The organism is Mycobacterium sp. PO1, from assembly GCF_017312405.1.
Classification (GTDB): domain Bacteria; phylum Actinomycetota; class Actinomycetes; order Mycobacteriales; family Mycobacteriaceae; genus Mycobacterium.
The window spans coordinates 1-21,412 of the sequence record NZ_BLTG01000033.1; the positions used below are offsets into that span (position 1 = coordinate 1).

The 21,412-nt window shown below is 70.2% G+C and carries 19 protein-coding genes; 17 read left to right on the top strand and 2 right to left on the bottom strand.

Annotated features, from left to right (window positions below):
- The first annotated feature begins 69 nt into the window (after window positions 1–69).
- The 16 genes from J3476_RS13855 (at window position 70) to J3476_RS13930 (ending at window position 18,478) form a co-directional block, all read left to right on the top strand.
- Entirely contained in the window at window positions 70–2,022 is a 1,953-nt protein-coding gene (locus J3476_RS13855; RefSeq protein ID WP_207067022.1) for a penicillin-binding protein 2, read from the top strand.
- 76 nt (window positions 2,023–2,098) lie between these two features.
- Window positions 2,099–3,619 (top strand): UDP-N-acetylmuramoyl-L-alanyl-D-glutamate--2,6-diaminopimelate ligase, encoded by a 1,521-nt coding sequence (locus J3476_RS13860; protein WP_207067023.1) that lies wholly within the window; start codon window positions 2,099–2,101, stop codon window positions 3,617–3,619.
- Entirely contained in the window at window positions 3,616–5,124 is a 1,509-nt protein-coding gene (gene murF, locus J3476_RS13865) for a UDP-N-acetylmuramoyl-tripeptide--D-alanyl-D-alanine ligase (protein WP_207067054.1), read from the top strand. Before J3476_RS13860 ends, murF begins: the two co-directional genes overlap by 4 nt.
- Window positions 5,121–6,200 carry a phospho-N-acetylmuramoyl-pentapeptide-transferase gene (mraY, locus tag J3476_RS13870; protein ID WP_152517614.1) on the top strand — a complete coding sequence of 360 codons (1,080 nt, stop codon included), beginning with the start codon at window positions 5,121–5,123 and terminating at the stop codon, window positions 6,198–6,200. Before murF ends, mraY begins: the two co-directional genes overlap by 4 nt.
- A gap of 1 nt (window position 6,201) precedes the next feature.
- A complete protein-coding gene (gene murD, locus J3476_RS13875; protein WP_373889063.1) occupies window positions 6,202–7,656 on the top strand; it encodes a UDP-N-acetylmuramoyl-L-alanine--D-glutamate ligase in 1,455 nt (484 codons plus the stop codon).
- Window positions 7,657–7,661: 5 nt separating this feature from the next.
- Entirely contained in the window at window positions 7,662–9,161 is a 1,500-nt protein-coding gene (gene ftsW / locus J3476_RS13880; RefSeq protein ID WP_286183011.1) for a putative lipid II flippase FtsW, read from the top strand.
- Window positions 9,162–9,307: 146 nt separating this feature from the next.
- Window positions 9,308–10,465, top strand: a complete 1,158-nt coding sequence (murG, locus tag J3476_RS13885; RefSeq protein WP_286183021.1) for an undecaprenyldiphospho-muramoylpentapeptide beta-N-acetylglucosaminyltransferase — start codon at window positions 9,308–9,310, stop codon at window positions 10,463–10,465.
- 50 nt (window positions 10,466–10,515) lie between these two features.
- The gene (murC, locus tag J3476_RS13890) at window positions 10,516–11,946 is read left to right on the top strand and encodes a UDP-N-acetylmuramate--L-alanine ligase (protein ID WP_207067057.1); all 1,431 of its coding nucleotides are present in this window, start codon (window positions 10,516–10,518) and stop codon (window positions 11,944–11,946) included.
- Window positions 11,943–12,881, top strand: coding sequence for a cell division protein FtsQ/DivIB (locus tag J3476_RS13895; protein WP_207067025.1), 939 nt, complete (start codon window positions 11,943–11,945; stop codon window positions 12,879–12,881). Before murC ends, J3476_RS13895 begins: the two co-directional genes overlap by 4 nt.
- Before the next feature lie 230 nt (window positions 12,882–13,111).
- A complete protein-coding gene (gene ftsZ, locus J3476_RS13900; protein WP_207067026.1) occupies window positions 13,112–14,281 on the top strand; it encodes a cell division protein FtsZ in 1,170 nt (389 codons plus the stop codon).
- A 20-nt stretch (window positions 14,282–14,301) separates the two neighbouring features.
- Window positions 14,302–15,084: a peptidoglycan editing factor PgeF gene (gene pgeF / locus J3476_RS13905; protein ID WP_207067027.1), complete on the top strand. Its 783-nt coding sequence runs from the start codon at window positions 14,302–14,304 to the stop codon at window positions 15,082–15,084.
- Window positions 15,063–15,950, top strand: a complete 888-nt coding sequence (locus J3476_RS13910) for a YggS family pyridoxal phosphate-dependent enzyme (protein WP_307726957.1) — start codon at window positions 15,063–15,065, stop codon at window positions 15,948–15,950. Before pgeF ends, J3476_RS13910 begins: the two co-directional genes overlap by 22 nt.
- A complete protein-coding gene (locus J3476_RS13915; protein ID WP_207067028.1) occupies window positions 15,947–16,618 on the top strand; it encodes a cell division protein SepF in 672 nt (223 codons plus the stop codon). Before J3476_RS13910 ends, J3476_RS13915 begins: the two co-directional genes overlap by 4 nt.
- Before the next feature lie 125 nt (window positions 16,619–16,743).
- Window positions 16,744–17,034: a YggT family protein gene (locus tag J3476_RS13920; RefSeq protein WP_207067029.1), complete on the top strand. Its 291-nt coding sequence runs from the start codon at window positions 16,744–16,746 to the stop codon at window positions 17,032–17,034.
- Window positions 17,035–17,263: 229 nt separating this feature from the next.
- Complete coding sequence (locus J3476_RS13925; RefSeq protein WP_207067030.1) at window positions 17,264–18,076, top strand: DivIVA domain-containing protein; 813 nt, start codon at window positions 17,264–17,266, stop codon at window positions 18,074–18,076.
- A 42-nt stretch (window positions 18,077–18,118) separates the two neighbouring features.
- Window positions 18,119–18,478: a phage holin family protein gene (locus J3476_RS13930; RefSeq protein ID WP_207067031.1), complete on the top strand. Its 360-nt coding sequence runs from the start codon at window positions 18,119–18,121 to the stop codon at window positions 18,476–18,478.
- Window positions 18,479–18,494: 16 nt separating this feature from the next.
- Here J3476_RS13930 and J3476_RS13935 read toward each other — a convergent pair whose 3' ends face one another.
- Window positions 18,495–19,160, bottom strand: coding sequence for a phosphoribosyltransferase (locus J3476_RS13935; RefSeq protein WP_207067032.1), 666 nt, complete (start codon window positions 19,158–19,160; stop codon window positions 18,495–18,497).
- 125 nt (window positions 19,161–19,285) lie between these two features.
- Here J3476_RS13935 and J3476_RS13940 point away from each other — a divergent pair, with 125 nt between their 5' ends.
- A complete protein-coding gene (locus J3476_RS13940) occupies window positions 19,286–20,635 on the top strand; it encodes a TIGR01777 family oxidoreductase (RefSeq protein WP_207067033.1) in 1,350 nt (449 codons plus the stop codon).
- Here J3476_RS13940 and J3476_RS13945 read toward each other — a convergent pair.
- Window positions 20,617–21,339, bottom strand: coding sequence for a type 1 glutamine amidotransferase (locus J3476_RS13945; protein WP_207067034.1), 723 nt, complete (start codon window positions 21,337–21,339; stop codon window positions 20,617–20,619). The two genes, J3476_RS13940 and J3476_RS13945, sit on opposite strands and share 19 nt — an antisense overlap.
- Window positions 21,340–21,412 lie beyond the last annotated feature (73 nt).

Sequence of the window (21,412 nt, forward strand, 5' to 3'; positions counted from 1 at the left end):
GGCTGCAGCACCCCCTGTACTCGAGCCGGTTACCCCGGCCCCCCTTCCGGCTGTGCCGGACGCACCCGCATGAGTCGCGACTCCAATCGCGGCGAGCGCAGCGCACCGCGCGCCAGGTCCGCCAGGAAGCCCAACTCGTCGCCCAACCAGGAGCGCTCGGCGCGGTCACGACGGACCCGGCAGGCCACGCCGCCGCAAAACGGTCTGCGTAGCGCCTCGTTCGTGTTCCGGCACCGGACGGGCAACGCCGTCATCTTCCTGCTCCTGGTGATCGCGGCTGCCCAACTCTTCACCCTGCAGGTTCCGCGCGCCGACGGACTGCGCGCCGAAGCCGCCGGACAGCTGAAGGTCACCGACATCGATCCCGCGCTGCGCGGATCGATCGTCGACCGCGACAACGACAAACTGGCCTTCACCATCGAGGCCCGGGCCCTGACATTCCAGCCCGTCCGGGTGCGCAAACAGTTGCAGGAGGCCTTCGACGAGGCGCAGGCCGACGGTGCCGATGCGGTGGACCCGCAACAGCGTCTGCGCGACATCGCCGCCGAGGTCGCATCGAAGCTGAACAACAAACCCGACAGCGCCACCGTGCTCAAGAAGCTGCGCAGTGACGAGACGTTCGTGTACCTGGCTCGTGCGGTCGACCCGGCGATCGCCGACGCGATCACCTCCGACTACCCGGAGGTCGGCGCCGAACGCCAGGATCTGCGGCAGTACCCCGGTGGCGTGCTGGCGGCCAACGTCGTGGGCGGCATCGACTGGGACGGGCACGGTCTGCTCGGCCTCGAGGACTCGATGGACGCGGTGCTGGCCGGCACCGACGGCTCGGTCACCTACGACCGCGGATCAGACGGCGTGGTGATCCCGGGTAGCTACCGCAACCGGCACGACGCCGTGAACGGTTCCACCCTGCAGCTCACCCTCGATGACGACATCCAGTTCTACGTCCAGCAGCAGGTCCAGCTCGCCAAGGACGCGTCCGGCGCCAAGAACGCCTCGGCGGTGGTCCTCGACGCCAAGACCGGCGAAGTGCTGGCGATGAGTAACGACAACACTTTCAACCCCGCCCAGGACATCAGCCGCCAGGAGAATCGTCAGCTCGGCAATCTCCCGGTCACCTCGCCGTTCGAACCGGGGTCGGTGAACAAGATCGTCACCGCCGCCACGGCCATCGACATGGGGCTGACCACACCCGACGAGGTGCTGCAGGTGCCGGGCTCGATCAACATGGGCGGCGTCAACGTCAAGGACGCCTGGAGTCACGGGGTGATGCCCTACACCACCACGGGGGTGTTCGGGAAGTCCTCCAACGTCGGCACGCTGATGCTGGCTCAGCGGATCGGCCCGGAACGCTACGCCGAGATGCTGCGCAAGTTCGGGCTCGGGCAGCGCACCGATGTCGGGTTACCCGGCGAGAGCGCCGGCCTGGTCCCGCCGATCGATCAGTGGTCGGGCAGCACATTCTCCAACCTGCCGATCGGTCAGGGCCTGTCGATGACACTGCTGCAGATGACCGGCATGTACCAGGCCATCGCCAACGACGGGGTGCGCATCCCGCCGCGCATCGTCAAGGCCACCATCGAGCCGGACGGCACCCGCAGCGAGGAGCCGCGCCCGGAAGGTGTCCAGGTGGTGTCGGCACAGACGGCGCGGACGGTGCGCGACATGTTCCGATCGGTGGTGCAACGCGACCCGCGCGGCATCCAGCAGGGCACCGGCCCCCAGGCTGCCGTCGAGGGCTACCAGATCGCGGGCAAGACCGGCACTGCCCAGCAGATCAACCCGGGCTGCGGGTGCTACTACGACGACGTCTACTGGATCACGTTCGCGGGCATGGCCCCGGCCGACGAGCCCCGCTATGTCATCGGCGTGATGCTCGACGCGCCGCATCGGGCCGCCGACGGCAGCCCGGGCACATCGGCGGCGCCGCTGTTCCACAGCATCGCCTCCTGGTTGCTGCAGCGCGAGAACGTGCCGCTGTCGGCCGATCCGGGCGCCCCGTTGATTCTGCAGGCCGACTGAGTGCGGGTGCGATGACCCTGGATTCGCGCCCGGAATAACGGGGTCGCGCAACCCCGCCCGGTACTGTGTCAACGCCATGAATCTGCGCCCTACTCACCCCGTCGGTCTGCCCCTCGACGCGGTCGCCGAGTTGGTGTCTCCGGGCGCGGCCGCTGCAGTCCGCCGGGACGTCACCGTCACCGGAGTGACGTTGCGCGGTCAGGATGCCCGCCCGGGTGACCTCTTCGCGGCGCTGCCCGGGGCTCGCTCTCACGGGGCAGTGTTCGCCGCCGATGCGGTGGCCGCCGGGGCCGTCGCCGTGCTGACCGACGAGGCCGGGGCCGCCGAACTCGGCGATCTGGGCACCCCGGTGCTGGTTCACCCGTCGCCGCGCTCGGTGCTCGGCAGCGTCGCCGCCGCGGTGTACGGCGAGCCGTCGACGAAACTGCGCGTCATCGGCGTCACCGGCACATCGGGCAAGACCACCACCAGTTACCTCGTCGAAGCCGGGTTGCGGGCGGCCGACCGGGTGGCCGGACTCATCGGCACCGTCGGTATCCGCATCGACGGACGCGACGAGCCCGCGACGCTGACCACCCCCGAGGCCCCCGATCTGCAGGCACTGCTCGCGGTGATGGTGGAGCGTGGCGTGGACACCGTGGTGATGGAGGTGTCCAGCCACGCGCTCACACTGGGTCGGGTCGACGCGGTGTCCTTCGCAGTCGGCGGATTCACCAACCTGTCCAGGGACCATCTGGACTTTCACCCCACCATGGAGGACTACTTCGAGGCCAAGGCCCGGCTGTTCGACCCCGCGTCGAGCACACACGCGGCGGAATCGATCGTGTGCATCGACGACGACTGGGGCCGGACGATGGCGAAACGCGCGCACCGTGCTGTCACCGTCAGCACGACCGGACCCGCCGACTGGCGGGTGGAATCGGTCGCCACCGACGGGCAGGGCCGACAGGATTTCGTGGTCGTGGATCCCGCCGGGGTGCACCACACCCTGCAGATCGGCCTGCCCGGGGCGTTCAACGTGGCCAACTGCGCGCTGGCAATCGCGCTGCTCGATGCCGTCGGCGTCTCCCCGGAGCAGGCCGCTCCGGGGCTCAAGAATGCGACGGTGCCGGGCCGGTTGGAGCCGGTGGACCGCGGCCAGCAGTTCTTGGCCGTGGTCGACTACGCGCACAAGCCCGGCGCCCTGCGCGCGGTCCTGCAGACGCTGCGTGACCAGTGCCGTGGCCGCCTGGCCGTCGTGGTGGGTGCGGGCGGTGATCGCGACCCGGGTAAGCGGACACCGATGGGCGAAGTCGCCGCCGAGCTGGCCGACCTGGTCGTCGTCACCGACGACAACCCGCGCAACGAAGACCCCGCCGCGATCCGAGCCGCCGTGCTGGCGGGTGCCTCGGCCGCGCCGGAGCTCGTCGAGATCGGTGACCGCCGCGCGGCGATCGCCTACGCGGTGGCGTGGGCTGAGCCCGACGACGTGGTGCTGATCGCCGGCAAGGGCCACGAGTCGGGGCAGACCAGCGGTGGTCAGACCCGTCCGTTCGACGACCGTGACGAGCTCACCCGTGCGCTGGAGGCTCAGATGACGTGGGGAGCACGCCCATGATCGCGTTGACGTTGACCGAGGTCGCCGACATCGTCGGCGGCCGTCTGGCCGACATCACCCCGGAGGCCGCGGCGCGCACCCGTGTCACCGGCACCGTGGAGTTCGACTCCCGGGCGGTGACGCCCGGCGGGCTGTTCCTGGCGCTGCCCGGTGCCCGCAGCGACGGACACGATTTCGCGGCGGCTGCGGTGCACGCCGGGGCGGTCGCGGTCTTGGCGGCCCGGCCCGTCGGGGTGCCGGCCATCGTGGTCGATCCGGGCGCGCACCCCGGCGCTGCCGATGTGGGCGCCGGTGTGCTGGAACACGACGCCGACGGCTCCGGCGCCGCGGTGCTCGCGGCGCTGGCGCGGTTGGCCAAAGCCGTGGCAGCCCGGCTGGCGGCCGGGGGGCTGACCATCATCGGGCTCACCGGGTCGTCGGGCAAGACCTCGACGAAAGATCTCATCGCCGCAGTACTCGCCCCGCTGGGCGAGGTGATCGCACCTCCGGGATCGTTCAACAACGAACTGGGCCACCCGTGGACGGTGCTGCGCGCGACCGAATCCACCGATTTCCTGGTGCTGGAGATGTCGGCTCGGCACCCGGGCAACATCGCGGCGTTGGCCGACATCGCGACGCCGTCGATCGCGGCCGTGCTCAACGTCGGCACCGCTCACCTCGGCGAGTTCGGTTCGCGCGAAGCCATTGCTGCGACGAAATCCGAACTACCACAGTCTGTTCCGTCGTCCGGGGTGGTCATTCTCAACGCGGACGACGCCATCGTGGCCGCCATGGCAGCCAAGACGGCGGCGCGGATCGTGAGGGTGGGCAGAGCCGGTGGCGACGGGATCGACCTGTGGGCCGACGGGGTCACCCTCGATCCGCTCGCCCGCGCGCAGTTCACGCTTCACCACGCCGGTTCAACGGTGCCGGTCTCGCTGGCTGTGCACGGCGACCACCAGGTGTCCAACGCGCTGTGCGCGGCCGCCGTCGCGCTCGAATGCGGCGCCACCCTCGAGCAGGTGGCGACCGCGCTGGCCTCCGCAGGCCCCGCCTCGGCGAACCGGATGCAGGTGAGCACCCGCCCCGACGGCGTGACGATCATCAACGACGCCTACAACGCCAATCCCGACTCGATGAGCGCCGGCCTCAAGGCGCTGGCGTGGATGAGTCGGGACGGTGCGTCCCCACGACGCAGTTGGGCGGTGCTGGGAGAGATGGCCGAGTTGGGGGAGGAGGCGATATCCGAGCACGACCGCATCGGCCGGCTGGCGGTGCGCTTAGATGTCAGTCGACTCATCGTCGTCGGAACCGGGAGGCCTATGAGCGCGATGCTCCATGGAGCGGTCATGGAGGGCTCGTGGGGATCCGAGGCCACTGCGGTCGCCGACGCCGAAGCCGCGCTGGACCTGCTGCGCGCCGAACTGCGCCCGGGTGACGTCGTGCTGGTCAAGGCCTCCAACTCGGCCGGGCTGGGGACGCTGGCCGACACGTTGGCCGCCGAGGGTGCAGGGGATGCCGGATGAGACAGATCCTCATCGCCGTCGGGATCGCCCTGGCGGTCTCGATCCTGCTGACCCCGGTGCTGATCCGGCTGTTCACCCGGCAGGGGTTCGGCCACGAGATCCGCGAGGACGGCCCGCCCAGCCACCACAAGAAGCGCGGCACCCCGTCGATGGGCGGGGTCGCGATCGTGGCCGGTATCTGGGCCAGCTACTTCGGAACGCATCTGGTGGGCGTGCTGATCGACGGCAAGGGCCCGTCCGCATCGGGTCTGCTCGTGCTGGGCCTGGCCACCGCGCTCGGTGCCGTCGGATTCCTCGACGACCTGATCAAGATCCGCCGATCCCGCAACCTGGGGCTGAACAAGACGGCCAAGACCATCGGCATCCTCGTGGCCGCCGTGTTGTTCGGCCTGCTGGCGTTGCAGTTCCGCAACGGTGACGGGCTGACCCCGGGCAGTGCGGAGTTGTCCTACGTCCGCGAGATCGCCACGGTGACGTTGGCGCCGGCGGTGTTCGTGTTGTTCTGCGTGGTCATCGTGTCGGCATGGTCGAACGCGGTGAACTTCACCGACGGCTTGGACGGCCTGGCCGCGGGCGCGATGGCGATGGTGTGTGCGGCGTACGTGCTGATCACGTTCTGGCAGTTCCGCAACGCCTGTGCGACCAGCCCCGGCGTCGGCTGCTACAACGTGCGGGACCCGCTCGACCTGGCGATCATCGCGGCCGCCACTGCCGGGGCGTGCATCGGGTTCCTGTGGTGGAACGCCGCGCCGGCCAAGATCTTCATGGGCGATACCGGGTCGCTGGCGCTGGGCGGCATCATCGCCGGGCTGTCGGTGACGAGCCGCACCGAGATGCTGGCGGTGGTGCTCGGTGCGTTGTTCGTCGCCGAGGTGACCTCGGTGGTCGTGCAGATCCTGGCGTTTCGCACCACCGGCCGGCGGGTGTTCCGGATGGCGCCTTTTCACCACCATTTCGAGCTGGTGGGCTGGGCCGAGACGACGGTCATCATCAGGTTCTGGCTGCTCACCGCCATCGCCTGTGGTCTGGGTGTGGCTCTGTTCTACAGCGAGTGGCTGACCACCGTCGGTGCCTGAGGTGCCCGAACTCCCCGAACCCGGTAGTGCGGTCCTGGTCACCGGGGCCGGCGTCACCGGCCGCGCCATCCTGACCGCCCTGGCTCCGCTCGGGGTACGCGCCACGTTGACCGACGACCGGCCCGCGGCGCTGGCCGAATACGCACGACAGGGCGTAGCGGTGGTCGACCCCGCCGAGGCGACCGCCGCGATCTCCGACTTCGCGCTGGTGATCACCAGCCCCGGGTTCCCGCCCACGGCGCCGATGCTGGCCGCCGCCCGGACGGCGGGCGTGCCGGTGTGGGGTGACATCGAGCTGGCGTGGCGGCTGGACCGGTCGGGGCGTTACGGGGCGGCGCGGCAGTGGCTGGTGGTGACCGGCACCAACGGTAAGACGACGACGACGTCGATGCTGCACGCGATGTTGCAGGCAGGTGGCCGGCGCGCCGCGCTGTGCGGCAACATCGGCGAACCGGTGCTCGACGTGCTCGACCGCCCGGTCGACGTGCTGGCGGTCGAGCTGTCCAGCTTCCAGCTGTACTGGGCGCCGTCGTTACGCCCGGACGCCGGCGTGGTGCTCAACGTCGCCGAGGATCATCTGGACTGGCACGGGTCGATGGACGCCTACGCGCAGGCCAAGGCGCGCGCACTGACGGGGCGGGTGGCCGTGGGCGGGCTCGAGGACGCGGTGGCGGCGCGGTTGCTGGCTGCCGCGCCGGCGCCGGTGCGGGTCGGTTTCCGGCTCACCTCTCCCGCCGTGGGGGAGGTCGGCGTGCGTGAGGGCGCGCTGGTGGACAACGCTTTCGCCGACGAGCTGGTGCTCGCGCCCACCTCCACCATCCCCGTGGCGGGTCCGGTCGGGGTGCTCGACGCGCTCGGCGCGGCGTGCCTGGCGCGGGCCGTCGACGTGCCCGCCGGTGCGATTGCCGACGCGCTGGCCGGCTTCCAGGTGGGCCGCCATCGGGCCGAAGTGGTGGCCGTCGCCGACGGCGTCACCTATGTCGACGACTCGAAGGCCACCAACCCCCACGCGGCGCAGGCTTCGATCAGCGCCTACCCGCGGGTGGTCTGGATCGCCGGCGGCATGCTCAAGGGCGCCTCGGTCGACGAGATGGTCGCCGCCGTGCGCAGCCGGCTGGCGGGCGCGGTACTGATCGGCCGGGACAGGGCCATCGTGGGCGAGGCGTTATCGCGACACGCACCAGATGTCCCCGTCGTAGAGCTGGTGACAGGGGAGGATTCTGGGGTGCTTGAGAAACCTGAGTCTGGTGATACTCCTGTGACTCGAGTGATCGAGGTGGGCTCGAAACCCGTGTCCGACGCCGTCATGGCGGCGGCCGTCGACGCGGCTCGCGGCTTGGCCGCACCCGGAGACACGGTGTTGCTGGCCCCCGCCGGAGCCTCGTTCGACCAGTTCACGGGTTACGGGCATCGCGGTGACGCGTTCGCCGCTGCCGTGCGCGCAGCGACCAGGTAGCCGTCGTGAGCAGCAGCGTACTGGCCCGGCTGCGTACCCGGCGATCCGAGGCGACGCCTGCCGACGCGGCGCGGCCCGCGGCCGCATCCGGCGGCGCGAGCGACGTCCGGACCCACGGTTCGCGCAACCGCTTCGGCGCGTGGCTGGGACGGCCGATGACGTCGTTTCACCTGATCATCGCCGTGACCGCGCTGCTGACCACCATGGGGTTGACGATGGTGCTGTCGGCCTCGGGCGTGTACTCCTATGACACCGACGGCTCGCCCTGGGTGGTGTTCGGCAAGCAGCTGCTGTGGACCTTGATCGGGCTGGCGGCTTTCTATGCGGCGCTGCGTACCCCCGTGTCGGTGATGCGCCGGTTCGCCTTCACCGGATTCGCCATCACCATCGTGCTGTTGATCCTGGTGCTGATACCGGGAATCGGCAAGGTCGCCAACGGTTCTCGTGGCTGGTTCGTCTTCGCCGGATTTTCCATGCAGCCCTCGGAGCTGGCCAAGATCGCGCTGGCGATCTGGGGTGCGCACCTGCTCGCCGCCCGCCGCATGGAGCGGGCGTCGCTGCGGGAGATGCTGGTGCCGCTGGTGCCGGCCGCGGTGATCGCGCTGGCGCTCATCGTGGCCCAGCCCGACCTGGGGCAGACGCTGTCGATGGGCGTCATCCTGTTGGCGCTGCTGTGGTACGCGGGTCTGCCGCTGCGAGTCTTCCTGACGTCGCTGGGCGCCGTGCTGGTCTCCGGTCTGATCCTCGCCCTCGCCGAGGGGTACCGCTCGGCGCGGGTGCAGTCCTGGCTGAACCCCGCAGCCGACGCCCAGGGCTCGGGCTATCAAGCCCGCCAGGCCCGATTCGCGTTGGCCAACGGCGGGGTCTTCGGCGACGGCCTGGGTCAAGGCACCGCGAAGTGGAACTATCTGCCCAACGCCCACAACGACTTCATCTTCGCCATCGTCGGCGAGGAACTGGGATTCGTCGGCGCCGTCGGTCTGCTGTGTCTGTTCGGCCTGTTCGCCTATACCGGCATGCGGATCGCCCGCCGCTCCGCCGACCCGTTCCTGCGGCTGCTCACCGCCACCGCCACGCTGTGGATTCTGTCCCAGGTGTTCATCAACGTCGGCTACGTGGTCGGCCTGCTGCCGGTCACCGGCCTGCAGCTGCCCCTGATCTCCGCCGGCGGCACGTCGACGTCCACCACGTTGTTGATGATCGGCATCATGGCCAACGCCGCGCGCCACGAACCGGAAGCGGTCGCTGCGCTGCGCGCCGGCCGCGACGACCGCGTCAACCGGCTCCTCCGCTTGCCCCTGCCCGCGCCGTACGCCCCGACCCGGGCCGAAGCCGTCAAGGACAGATTGCGGTCTCGTCCCCGCCGCCAGGCCACCCCGCCGAAGAACACCCGCACCCGCCAGAAGCGGCCGGTACCCGCCGCCAAGACCCCGGTCGGATATGGTTCTGGCCAGCGGAAGCAGGGCCGGCGAGCCCGCACACTGGAAGGTCAGCGTTACGGGTGACGGGCAAGTCGGTCCCGGACGGGCAGAAGGGCTGGGCCCACGTGCGAAGCGACGGGGACGACCGGGGGATATCTGGTCCGGCGGGGCAGGAGCGAAGCGACCGGGGGATATCTGGTCCGGCGGGGCAGGAGCGGAGCGACCGGGGGATATCTGGTCCGGCGGGGCAGGAGCGAAGCGACCGGGGGATATCAGTCGTCCTTGCCGGTGGCGGCACGGCGGGCCACGTCGAGCCCGCGATGGCGGTGGCCGACGCGTTGACCATGCTGGCACCGGATGTGCGGATCACCGCGCTGGGCACCGAGCGGGGTCTGGAGACCCGGCTGGTCCCGGCCCGCGGCTACGACCTGCAGCTCATCACGCCGGTGCCGCTGCCGCGTAAGCCGACGGCCGACCTGCTGCGCCTGCCGGGCCGGGTTCGGCTGGCGGTGCGCGAGGTCAGAGACGTGCTCGACAGGGTCGACGCCGACATCGTCGTCGGGTTCGGCGGCTACGTCGCGCTGCCGGCCTATCTGGCCGCGCGCAGTGTCCGGGCGCGCCGCCGCGTACCTGTCGTCGTCCACGAGGCCAACGCCAGCGCGGGGCTGGCCAACCGGGTGGGCGCGATGTCGGCGCGCCGGGTGCTCTCCGCGGTGCCCGATCCGGGTCTGCGTCATGCCGAGGTCGTCGGTATGCCGGTGCGTGCGACGATCACGTCGCTGGACCGCGCGGCGTTGCGGGCCGAGGCGCGTGAGCACTTCGGCCTGGCCGACGACGCGAAGGTGCTGCTGGTCTTCGGCGGCTCGCAGGGCGCCCGCTCGCTCAACACGGCAGTGTCTGCAGCTGCCAAAGATCTTGCAGAACAGGGCATTTCGGTGATCCACGCTTACGGCGCGAAGAACACCCTGCAGTTGCGTGAGCCGGCCCCGCACGATCCGCCCTACGTCGCCGTGCCGTACCTGGACCGGATGGACCTGGCCTACGCAGCGGCCGACCTGGCGATCTGCCGCTCGGGTGCGATGACGGTGGCCGAGGTCGCCGCCGTCGGATTGCCGGCGGTGTATGTACCGCTGCCGATCGGCAACGGAGAGCAGCGGCTCAATGCACTGCCCGTGGTCGAAGCCGGGGGTGGGCTGCTCGTCGAAGACCGTTCGCTGACTCCGGAGTTCGTCGCCGACACCGTGGCGGGGCTGCTGACCGATTCCGCACGGCTCGCGGCGATGACGACCGGCGCGGTACTGGCCGGGCATCGCGATGCCGCCGAGCGGGTCGCGCACGTGGCGCTCGAGGTCGCGCGGGCCGCGCGCGAAGAGCGGATCCGACGGTGAGCTCGCTGGGCCGAGCCCCGGATCTGCCGCCCGAACTGCGGCGGGTGCACATGGTGGGCATAGGCGGCGCGGGCATGAGCGGCATCGCCCGCATCCTGATCGATCGCGGTGGGTTGGTGTCGGGCTCCGACGCCAAGGAGTCCCGCGGCGTCATCGCATTGCGGGCCCGTGGTGCGACGATCCGGATCGGGCACGACCCGTCCTCGTTGGACCTGCTGCCGGGCGGTCCGACCGCGGTGGTGACCACCCACGCGGCCATTCCCAAGACCAATCCCGAACTGGTCGAGGCACGCAAGCGCGGGATCCCGGTGATCCTGCGTCCCGAGGTGCTGGCCAAGCTGATGGCCGGCCAGACGACGCTGATGGTGACCGGCACCGCGGGTAAGACGACCACCACGTCCATGCTCATCGTGGCGCTGCAGCACGCCGGGTTCGATCCGTCCTTCGCCGTGGGCGGCGACCTGGGCGAGGCGGGCACCAACGCCCACCACGGCAGCGGCGCGTTTTTCGTGGCCGAGGCGGACGAGAGCGACGGATCGCTGGTCCAGTACAGCCCCGACATCGTGGTTGTCACCAACATCGAAGCCGACCATCTGGACTTCTTCGGCACCGAACAGGCCTATGTGGCGGTGTTCGATGCCTTCATGGAGCGGCTCAAGCCCGGCGGCGTCGTGGTGGTCTGCGTCGACGACCCGGGCGCCGCCGCGTTCGCCGAGCGCACCGCCGCGCTGGGCATCCAGGTGCTGCGCTACGGCAGCAACGCGGCCGCCGGTCGGGTTGCTGACGCCGCCGGTCTGGCTGGTGAACTGCTGGATTGGCGGCAGCAGGGCACCAGTGCAGTGGCCACCGTGCAGTTGGCGGGGGAGGACCGTCCGCGCACCATGCGGCTGTCGGTGCCCGGTCGACACATGGCGCTCAACGCGCTGGGAGCGCTGCTGGCCGCGATCCACGCGGGCGCCGAACCCGATGACGTGCTCGGGGCGTTGGCCGGGTTCGAGGGCGTGCGTCGCCGGTTCGAGTTGGTGGGTGTCGTCGCCGGTATCCAGGTCTTCGACGACTACGCCCACCACCCGACCAAGGTCACCGCCGCCCTCACCGCGATGCGTGGGCTGGCGTCGGAAACCGGCGGTCGCTCGATCGTGGTGTTTCAGCCCCACCTGTATTCGCGGACCCAGGCTTTCGCCGCCGAGTTCGCCACGGCGCTGGACCTGGCCGACGAGGTCTTCGTGCTCGATGTCTACGCCGCGCGCGAGCAGCCGTTGGCGGGCATCAGCGGTGCGACGATCGCCGAGCAGGTCACCGTCCCGGTGACCTACGTTCCGGATTTCTCGGCGGTACCGGCCCGGGTCGCGGCCGCGGCGGAGGCGGGCGATGTGATCGTCACGATGGGCGCCGGGGATGTGACATTGCTGGGCAAGGAGATTCTCGCCGAGCTGACGGTCAAGGCCAACCGCCGCGCGCCCGGGTCGGGGGCACGATGAGCGAATCGCGCGGCGACGAGCAGGCCACCGACGGGACCGAGCCGCCCGAGGCGCCCGAGCCCACGGCACCGGCGGGAGAGCCGGCAGAGCCGGAGGCGTCGCAACAGGCAGCCGAGGACGTGGAGGGGCCCCGTCGGAGGGCTCGGCGGGAGCGTGAGGCCCGCCGGGAGGCCCAGGCGCGGGCCACCGCCATCGAGGAGGCCCGCCGCGAGGCCAAGCGTCGGGCGCTGGGGCTCTCGACGCAGCAGTCCGGCGCGCCGGGTCGCGGTGCGGTCCGCGGCCTGAAGGTCGTGGCATGGTCGGTGGCGATCGCAGTGCTGGTGGTCGGACTGGGTCTGGTCTTGTACTTCACCCCGATCATGTCGGCCCGCAGCATCGAGGTCACCGGTCTCGGGGTGCTGCCGCAGGAGGACGTTGTCGCGGCCGCGGCCGTGGCGCCGGGGACACCGCTGTTGCAGGTCGACACCGACGCCGTGGCGGGACGGGTGGCGTCGATTCGGCGGGTCGCCTCGGCCCGAGTGCAACGGCAATACCCGTCGACGCTGCGGATCACCGTCGTCGAGAGGGTCCCGGTGGTGGTCAAGGACTATCCCGACGGGGTGCACCTGTTCGACGAGGACGGGGTGGATTTCGCGACCGGACCCCCGCCGCCCGGGGTGCCCTACCTCGACACCGAGAATCCCGGGCCGAACGATCCAGCGACCAAAGCCGCGCTGAAAGTGATGACCTCGCTGCGCCCGGAGGTGGCCGGTCAGGTGGGGAGGATCTCGGCCCCGTCGGTCGCGTCGATCACGTTGACGCTGGTGGACGGTCGAACCGTGGTGTGGGGGACCACCGATCGGACCGAGGAGAAGGCACTCAAGCTGGCTGCGCTGCTGACGCAGCCGGGGCAGACCTACGACGTGTCGAGTCCGGACCTACCGACGGTCAAATAGCCGGCTGGGCCCGTCGGCGGGCCTCGACGGCGCGCACCTGACGCACATCACCGCGAATTTTCTCGTGTCGTGTCGGCGCGCCTGCTCGGCGCCCGTGCGCACCGGCCCTACCGTTCTGTTTGCACCGCACTACTTGACATAACTCTAAGCCTATGGTTGAGGTTGAGGGTTTAGGGGCACGCTCAAGAGGTGCGGAAATGGACCGGGAACATCAGGCAGGAAGGGCGCACATGACCCCCCCGCATAACTACCTCGCTGTGATCAAGGTGGTCGGTATCGGCGGCGGCGGCGTCAACGCCGTCAACCGGATGATCGAGCAGGGCCTCAAAGGCGTTGAGTTCATCGCGATCAACACCGACGCACAGGCGTTGTTGATGAGCGACGCCGACGTCAAACTCGACGTCGGACGGGACTCGACCCGCGGTCTCGGTGCCGGCGCCGACCCCGAGGTCGGCCGCAAGGCCGCCGAAGACGCCAAGGACGACATCGAGGAGCTGCTGCGCGGCGCCGACATGGTGTTCGTCACCGCCGGCGAAGGCGGCGGCACGGGCACCGGTGGCGCACCGGTGGTGGCGACCATCGCCCGCAAGCTGGGCGCATTGACCGTCGGAGTGGTGACGCGCCCGTTCTCGTTCGAGGGCAAGCGGCGCAGCAACCAGGCCGAGGCCGGCATCACCTCGCTGCGCGAGAGCTGCGACACGCTCATCGTCATCCCCAACGACCGGTTGCTGCAGATGGGTGACGCAGCCGTGTCGTTGATGGACGCCTTCCGCAGCGCCGACGAGGTGCTGCTCAACGGTGTGCAGGGCATCACCGACCTGATCACCACGCCCGGCCTGATCAACGTCGACTTCGCCGACGTCAAGGGTGTGATGAGTGGTGCGGGCACCGCGCTGATGGGCATCGGCTCGGCACGCGGGGACGGGCGCGCGCTCAAAGCGGCCGAGATCGCGATCAACTCGCCGCTGCTGGAAGCCTCGATGGAGGGCGCCCAGGGTGTGCTGCTGTCGGTGGCCGGCGGCAGTGACCTGGGCCTGTTCGAAATCAACGAAGCGGCCTCGCTGGTGCAGGACGCCGCCCACCAGGAAGCCAACATCATCTTCGGCACCGTCATCGACGACTCGCTGGGCGACGAAGTGCGGGTCACCGTCATCGCCGCCGGGTTCGATGCAGCCGGCCCCGGACGCAAACCGGTGACCGGTGAGGCGCAGGCTCCAGGAGGCACGGGGAGCACCCCGATCACACCGGGCAAGGCCGGCCGGGTCAGCTCGTCGCTGTTCGAGCCCTCGGATCCGGCCAGCGTGCCGGTGCACACCAACGGCGCCACGGTGCGGATCGGCGGCGACGATGGGGGCATCTCCGACGACGACGTCGACGTGCCGCCGTTCATGCGCCACTGATCGCGTCCTACGGTCACGGCATGGTTGATCGTGCGTCCTCCGGCCGCGGGCTTGATCGTGGGTCCTCCGGCCGCGGGCCTGCCCGCGAGTTCGGCCTGCGGGTCAGGCGCGTCACCACCACCCGCGCCGGCGGAGTGTCCAGGCCACCGTTCGACAGCTTCAACCTCGGCGACCACGTCGGCGACGATCCGGCCGCCGTCGCGGCGAACCGACGCCGGCTCGCCGCGGCGACCGGGTTGGGTGACGACGGGATCGTCTGGATGAACCAGGTCCACGGCACCCATGTCGAGGTCGTGGCCGACGCCGGTCGCACCTGCGACGCCACGGACGGGTTGGTCACCGCCACACCAGGATTGGCGCTCGCGGTGGTCACTGCCGACTGCGTGCCGGTACTGCTGGCCGACGCCCGCGCCGGCGTGGTCGGCGCGGTGCACGCGGGTCGAGTCGGTGCGGCGCAGGGGGTCGTGGCCGAGGCGCTGCGTGTCATGGTCGATGCCGGGGCCCGCGCGGAAGACGTGTCGGTCCTGCTCGGCCCGGCGGTCAGCGGCCCCAACTACGAGGTTCCCGACGAGATGGCTGCCGACGTCGAGCGGTCGTTGCCGGGCAGCCGCACCACCACCCGGCAGGGAACCGTGGGGCTGGACCTGCGGGCCGGCATCGCTGCCCAGTTGCGCTCGCTGGGCGTCACCGCCATCGACATCGATCCCCGTTGCACCGTCGAGGATCGCACGCTGTTCAGCCACCGCAGGGATGCGCCGACGGGCCGGCTGGCTTCTCTGGTGTGGCTGGAGCCGCAGCGGTGAACGCGACCGAGCAACGGCAACGGGATCTGGGGGAGGCGCTGGCAGACCTGCGCGCACGCCTGGACCGCGCAGCGCAGGCCGCCGGCCGCGACCCCGCCGACATCGAGTTGCTGCCGGTTACCAAGTTCTTCCCGGCAAGCGATGTGGTTGCGCTGTACCGCCTGGGCTGCACCGCATTCGGGGAGTCCCGTGACCAGGAAGCCACGCAGAAGATCGCCGACGTGGCGAGCAGTGGAGCGGTCGGCGAGGTGCGCTGGCACATGATCGGGCGCATCCAGCGCAACAAGGCCCGGTCGATCGCGGAGTGGGCCTACGCCGCGCACTCCGTGGACACGGTCAAACTGGTCAACGCGCTGGACCGCGCGGCGTCCGACGCGTTGGAGCACGATCGCCGCGACGCGCCGCTGCGGGTGTACGTGCAGGTCAGCCTCGACGGGGACGAGTCCCGCGGCGGGATCGACGTGGCCGCGTCCGAACGGATCGACACCGTGTGTGCCGCCGTCGACGCGGCGGCGGGTCTGCAGTTCGTCGGCCTGATGGCGATTCCGCCGGTGGACGCCGACCCCTACCGGGCCTTCGCCCGTTTGGACGCCGAGCGGCGGCGGGTACAACAGGGCTACTCGCAGCGGCTCGAGCTGTCGGCCGGTATGTCCGGTGACCTCGAGGCGGCGGTCGAACATGGTTCGACATGTGTGCGTGTCGGTACCGCGCTATTGGGATCGCGACCGCTAACGTCACCCGCAGTAGTCACACGAGTCACACCTTCATCACAGACACCAGATTCCACGGAACAGGCTGAGGCCGCCGAGACCTCACAGTCACCCCGCACCACACCAGCTTCACCGCACGAAGGGTCCTCACAATGAGCACACTGCACAAGGTCAAGGCCTACTTCGGTATGGCACCGATGGATGACTACGAGGACGACTACTACGACGACGACGACCGTGCGCCGGTGCGCGGATACCGCCGTCCGCGCGAGGACCGGTTCGAAGACGAGGGCTATGCGCGCGGGTTCGAGGGCATGGGTGCCATGGGCGCCATGGGCTCCATGGGTGATGACCGCCGCCGCGAATACGACGAGCCCCCCGCCTACCGAGGCGGTTTCGACGATGCCCGGTTCGAGCCCAGGCTGCGTACTCCTCGCGAATTCGACCGCACCCCACCACGATTCGGTGGGATGCGGGGCTCGACGCGGGGTGCGTTGGCGATGGACCCGCGCGGCATGGCCGAACTGTTCGAAGCGGGCAGCCCGCTGGCCAAGATCACCACGCTGCGGCCGAAGGACTACAGCGAGGCGCGCACCATCGGTGAGCGCTTCCGTGACGGCACGCCTGTCATCATGGACCTGGTGTCGATGGACAACGCCGATGCCAAACGGCTGGTCGACTTCGCCGCCGGCTTGGCGTTCGCGTTGCGCGGATCGTTCGACAAGGTCGCGACCAAGGTGTTCCTGCTGTCGCCCGCCGACGTCGATGTGACCGCTGAGCAGCGCCGCCGCATCGCCGAGGCCGGCTTCTACGCCTATCAGTGAGTCCGCCGCCCCGCGGCGACCGGATGCCCGCGCGGCGCCGCGGGTAGGCTGACGGCGGCTGGGACCCCACGGGCCCGGCAGTGCTTTCCACCGTCAGACAATCGTCCTGGAGTGAGGTCGCTCAGTTGGGGCTCTTCTTCTCGATCCTGGGTTTCGCGCTGTTCCTCTTCTGGCTGCTGTTGATCGCTCGGGTCGTCGTCGAGTTCATCCGCTCGTTCAGCCGCGACTGGCAGCCCAGGGGTGCGACCGTGGTGGTCCTGGAGGTCATCATGACCTTGACCGATCCGCCGGTGCGGTTGCTTCGCCGGATCATTCCGCAGCTGACCATCGGCGCGGTGCGCTTCGACCTCTCGATCATGGTCCTGCTGCTGCTGGCCTTCATCGGCATGCAATTGGCGTTCGGCGCCGCGGCCTGAGCGCAGCCCTCTGAACAGCGGCTTTGTGTGTCGGCCGGGGCTGGGTCCGAGGGTCGCTCGTCTTCCGCCCCGGTGGCCCGCGCAAGCGGGCAAAGTTGAAATTCGGTCTTAATTATCGGCCTCTTCTGCAACCGCCGGGTCTGGTGTGACAGGATGGACGCCAGTTACCATCCAGCACTGCTTTACACTTTGAGATCGATTGACGGTCCAGACTTCAAGGGGGCAGACAATGCCGCTCACTCCTGCCGACGTGCACAACGTCGCTTTCAGTAAGCCACCGATCGGCAAGCGCGGCTACAACGAAGACGAGGTCGATGCCTTCCTCGATCTCGTCGAGAACGAGCTGGCCCGTCTCATCGAGGAGAACAGCGACCTGCGGCAGCGGGTCAGCGAGCTGGATCAGGAACTCGCCTCGGCCCGCTCTGGCGGTGGCGCCCAGCCCACGCAGACCCTGCCAGTCTACGAGCCAGAGCCCGAACCCGCACCGGCTCCGGAGCCCGCCTACGAGGCCCCGCCGCAACAGCAGCAGCCGGCCGCGGCCACCGAGGACCAGCACCTGCGTGCCGCCAAGGTGCTCAGCCTGGCCCAGGACACCGCCGACCGGCTGACCAACAGCGCCAAGGCAGAGTCCGAGAAGATGCTCGCCGATGCCCGTGCGCAGGCCGACCAGATGGTCACCGAGGCGCGACAGACCGCCGAGACCACGGTCGCCGAAGCGCGGCAGCGCGCCGACGCGATGCTCGCCGACGCGCAAACCCGGTCGGAGACCCAGCTGCGTCAGGCCCAGGAGAAGGCCGATGCGCTGCAGGCCGATGCCGAGCGCAAGCACTCCGAGATCATGGGGACGATCAACCAGCAGCGCACGGTGCTGGAAGGCCGACTCGAACAGCTGCGCACCTTCGAGCGGGAGTACCGGACGCGGTTGAAGACGTACCTGGAGTCTCAGCTCGAGGAGCTGGGCCAGCGTGGCTCGGCAGCACCGGTGGACTCCGGAGCCAACAGCGACGGCGGCTTCAACCAGTTCAACCGGGGCAACAACTAGTCACGTGCGCCACCGTCCCGTCTTGTCCTCCCGGACCGTTCCGTGCTGATCGTCGCGCTGGTACTCGCCGTGATCGGTCTCGCGGCGCTGGTCACCGCTGTGGTGACCAGCAACGAGTTGATCGCCTGGGTGTGCATCGCCGCCAGTGTCATCGGCGTGGTGCTGCTCATCGTCGACGCGCTGCGTGACCGCTCCCGGGCCGGCGCCGACGAGGAATCCGACGCCGAGTCGACCGACGACACCGACATGGTCGAGACCACGTCTGACGTCGAGGACTATCCCGACGAACCGCCGATCGCCGACTATCAGGACGACGCCGTACCGACGGAGAACGAGTCCGACACCGTGTCGGCCGAGCCCAGCTCGACCGAGGGCGACAACGAGGACACCGCCAGGAACTGACGCGGTGCCCGTCGGGTCACTGCGGCGCCGAGGACGTCGGGCTGGCCAGCGCAGCCCGGACTTCGTCGTCGCCGACCTGGTGGAAGTCGGCAAACACCTGACCCACCGCGTGGAAGTCGGCGGGTGTCGTCGAGCAGACCACGTCGTCGGCCTCGTCACGAAACTCCCGCCACACCGAGGCCGGGCCCACCGGTGCCGCGACCACGACCTGTGCCGCACCGGCCTGCCGCACCGAGCGCGCGGCGGCGACCATGCTGGCTCCCGTCGCGATGCCGTCGTCGACGAGAATCACCGTGCGGCCCGTCAGGTCCAGTGGAGGGCGGCCGCCCCGGTAGACCTGCTCGCGCCGGTGCAGTTCGGCGGTCTCCCGCTCGATGGCGTCCCGGACCTGGTCCGGCCCGATGCCCAGGCTGCGCACCAGGCCCTCGTTGAGCACCACCCCGCCGCCCGTGGCGACCGCGCCCATGGCCAGCTCGGGGTGCTGCGGGACGCCCAGCTTGCGCACCAGGCAGACGTCCAGCGGCGCGTGCAGGTGAGCCGCCACCTCCCAACCGATGGGAACCCCGCCGCGCGCCAGACCCAGTACCTGCAGGTCCCGCCGGCCCCGGTAGCGCTCCAGATCCCGCGCGAGAACCTGACCTGCCTCGCGGCGGTCTCGAAATGTTCGCGGGGTCTCAGTCATGGCACGCTCATCGCCGGATGGTTCACAGTGTTCGCCTCTGCACGGGTACCCGCGCGCTTTCCGGGCAATCCGGTGCGGCAACGGTGACGAATACTGCGCAGACGACACGACAGGTTCGGAGGATCATGGGCATCGAACACGAGAGCCACCTCGATCATCCCGTCGACACCGTGTGGGATTGGCATACCCGGCCCGGCGCGATGCCCCGGCTGGTTCCGCCGTGGCAGCCCATGACCGTGGTGCGGGAGGCCGAGTCGCTCGCCGACGGCGTCGCGGTGCTGGGGCTGCCCGGTGGGCTGCGCTGGGTGGCGCGCCATGATCCGTCGGCTTACGTGCCCCGCAGTCGTTTCGTCGACGAGCTGTCCGCGCAGGGGCCGGCGTCCTGGCCGGCTCGGCTGGTGGGAAGCTGGCGGCACACCCATACGTTCGCCGATGTGGGCGGACGGACCCGAATGCACGACCGGGTCGAGACCATCGTGCCCGAAGCGGCGCTGCGCTCGACGTTCGTCTACCGCCACCGTCAGCTCGCCGACGACCTGGCCGCGCACCGCGACGCCGCCGACGCAGGTCTGGCACCCTCTGTCATCGCGATCACCGGCTCGTCGGGTCTGGTCGGCAGCGCTCTCTCGGCGTTCCTCACCACCGGCGGGCACCGTGTCATCAGGTTGGTGCGCCGTCCGGCGCGCGGTGACGACGAGCGCACCTGGGATCCGCAGAATCCGGACCCCGCTCTACTCAGCGGCGTCGATGCCGTCATCCACCTGGCCGGCGCCTCGATCGCCGGGCGCTTCACCGAAGCCCACCGCGCCGCCATCCGGGACAGCCGCATCGAGCCGACCCGCAAGCTGGCGGTGGCGGCGACGGCCGCGCCGGACGGGCCCCGGGTGTTCATCAGTGCCTCGGCGGTCGGCGTGTACGGCTACGACCGCGGGGACACCCCGCTGACCGAGGACAGCTCACACGGCAGCGGGTTCCTTGCCGACGTCGTCACCGACTGGGAGGCTGCGACGGCGCCTGCGGTCGACGCCGGGCTGCGGGTGGTGACGGTGCGCACCGGCATCGTGCAAGCCGCCGCGGGCGGAACGCTGCGGTTGCTGCGGCCGTTGTTCGCCGCGGGCCTCGGCGGTCGGCTGGCGTCGGGGCGGCAGTGGCTGGCCTGGGTCGGACTGGACGACCTGCTCGACGTCTATCACCGCGCCCTCTACGACGAGCGGCTGACCGGGCCGGTCAACGCGGTGGGACCCGAACCGGTGCGCAACTCCGAGTACACCGCCGCCCTGGCCTCGGTGCTGCACCGGCCCGCGGTGTTACCGGTTCCCGCGCTGGGCCCCCGTGTGCTGCTGGGCGAGCAGGGCGCCCGCGAGCTGGCCGAGGCCAGCCAGCGCGTGCTGCCGGCGAAGCTCACCGCGCTCGGACACCGCTTCCGCCACCCGGACGTCGGTGACGCGCTGGCCCATCAGCTCGGCCGGGACTGACCGGCGACGTGGGTCAGGAAGCCGGCTACCAGCGCCCTGATCCGGGGAGCGACATCATCGGCCAACTCTGTTGTCCGGGTGAGTAACTCGTCGGCGTTCAGACCCAGCGCGGCGAGCTCACCGACGTCGTCGCCGGTGATCCAGTTCTCCAGCAACCTGACATCGACCTCCGGATGGAACTGCAACGCCAGAGCTCGGCCCAGGGTGAAGGCCTGCGATGCATCCGGGGTTCTGGCCAGCTCGACGGCCCCGGGTGGAAGGGTCCATCGATCGAAATGCCATTGGAACCACGCGCCACCCGGGACGATGTCCGGCCGGGCGCTGGCGGTGTCGAACCAGCCGATCTCCGGGCGCGTCGAGCGCCCGACGCTGCCGCCGAAGGCCTGGGCCAGCAGCTGACCACCGAAACACACACCCAACAGCGCGATCCCGGCCGCCGCGGCGTCACGCACCAGCTGCATTTCGGTGCCCACCCAGCTCGCCCGCAACGCCGGGTCGTACACCGGCCAGCGGGCGCCCAGCGGGACGATGACGTCGTAGCCGTGCGGGTCGGGAAAGACCACGTCGGCGGCAGGGTCGTGGGCGCGGTCGGCGGGGACCACGTCGAAGGTGTCGACGTCGTAGCCGAACTCGCCGAATGCGTCGGCGAGCAACGCCTCGGTCGCCAAGGGGTCGTTGCGCAGAAACAGAACCGTGCGTGTCACCGGCCCATTATCGCGTTCGAGCGGGTGCGCTCGTCGGACCGGCCGCCACTGCCCGGTGCCTGGTGAACGTCAG

Bases quoted from the DNA above. Each gene is read 5' to 3' on its own strand.
- J3476_RS13940 (WP_207067033.1), top strand. From the start codon at position 19,286: ATGGGCATCGAACACGAGAGCCACCTCGATCATCCCGTCGACACCGTG.
- J3476_RS13925 (WP_207067030.1), top strand. From the start codon at position 17,264: ATGCCGCTCACTCCTGCCGACGTGCACAACGTCGCTTTCAGTAAGCCA.
- J3476_RS13855 (WP_207067022.1), top strand. From the start codon at position 70: ATGAGTCGCGACTCCAATCGCGGCGAGCGCAGCGCACCGCGCGCCAGG.
- murF (WP_207067054.1), top strand. From the start codon at position 3,616: ATGATCGCGTTGACGTTGACCGAGGTCGCCGACATCGTCGGCGGCCGT.
- pgeF (WP_207067027.1), top strand. From the start codon at position 14,302: ATGGTTGATCGTGCGTCCTCCGGCCGCGGGCTTGATCGTGGGTCCTCC.
- ftsZ (WP_207067026.1), top strand. From the start codon at position 13,112: ATGACCCCCCCGCATAACTACCTCGCTGTGATCAAGGTGGTCGGTATC.
- murC (WP_207067057.1), top strand. From the start codon at position 10,516: ATGGTGGGCATAGGCGGCGCGGGCATGAGCGGCATCGCCCGCATCCTG.
- J3476_RS13860 (WP_207067023.1), top strand. From the start codon at position 2,099: ATGAATCTGCGCCCTACTCACCCCGTCGGTCTGCCCCTCGACGCGGTC.
- J3476_RS13915 (WP_207067028.1), top strand. From the start codon at position 15,947: ATGAGCACACTGCACAAGGTCAAGGCCTACTTCGGTATGGCACCGATG.
- J3476_RS13895 (WP_207067025.1), top strand. From the start codon at position 11,943: ATGAGCGAATCGCGCGGCGACGAGCAGGCCACCGACGGGACCGAGCCG.
- mraY (WP_152517614.1), top strand. From the start codon at position 5,121: ATGAGACAGATCCTCATCGCCGTCGGGATCGCCCTGGCGGTCTCGATC.
- J3476_RS13935 (WP_207067032.1), bottom strand. From the start codon at position 19,160: ATGACTGAGACCCCGCGAACATTTCGAGACCGCCGCGAGGCAGGTCAG.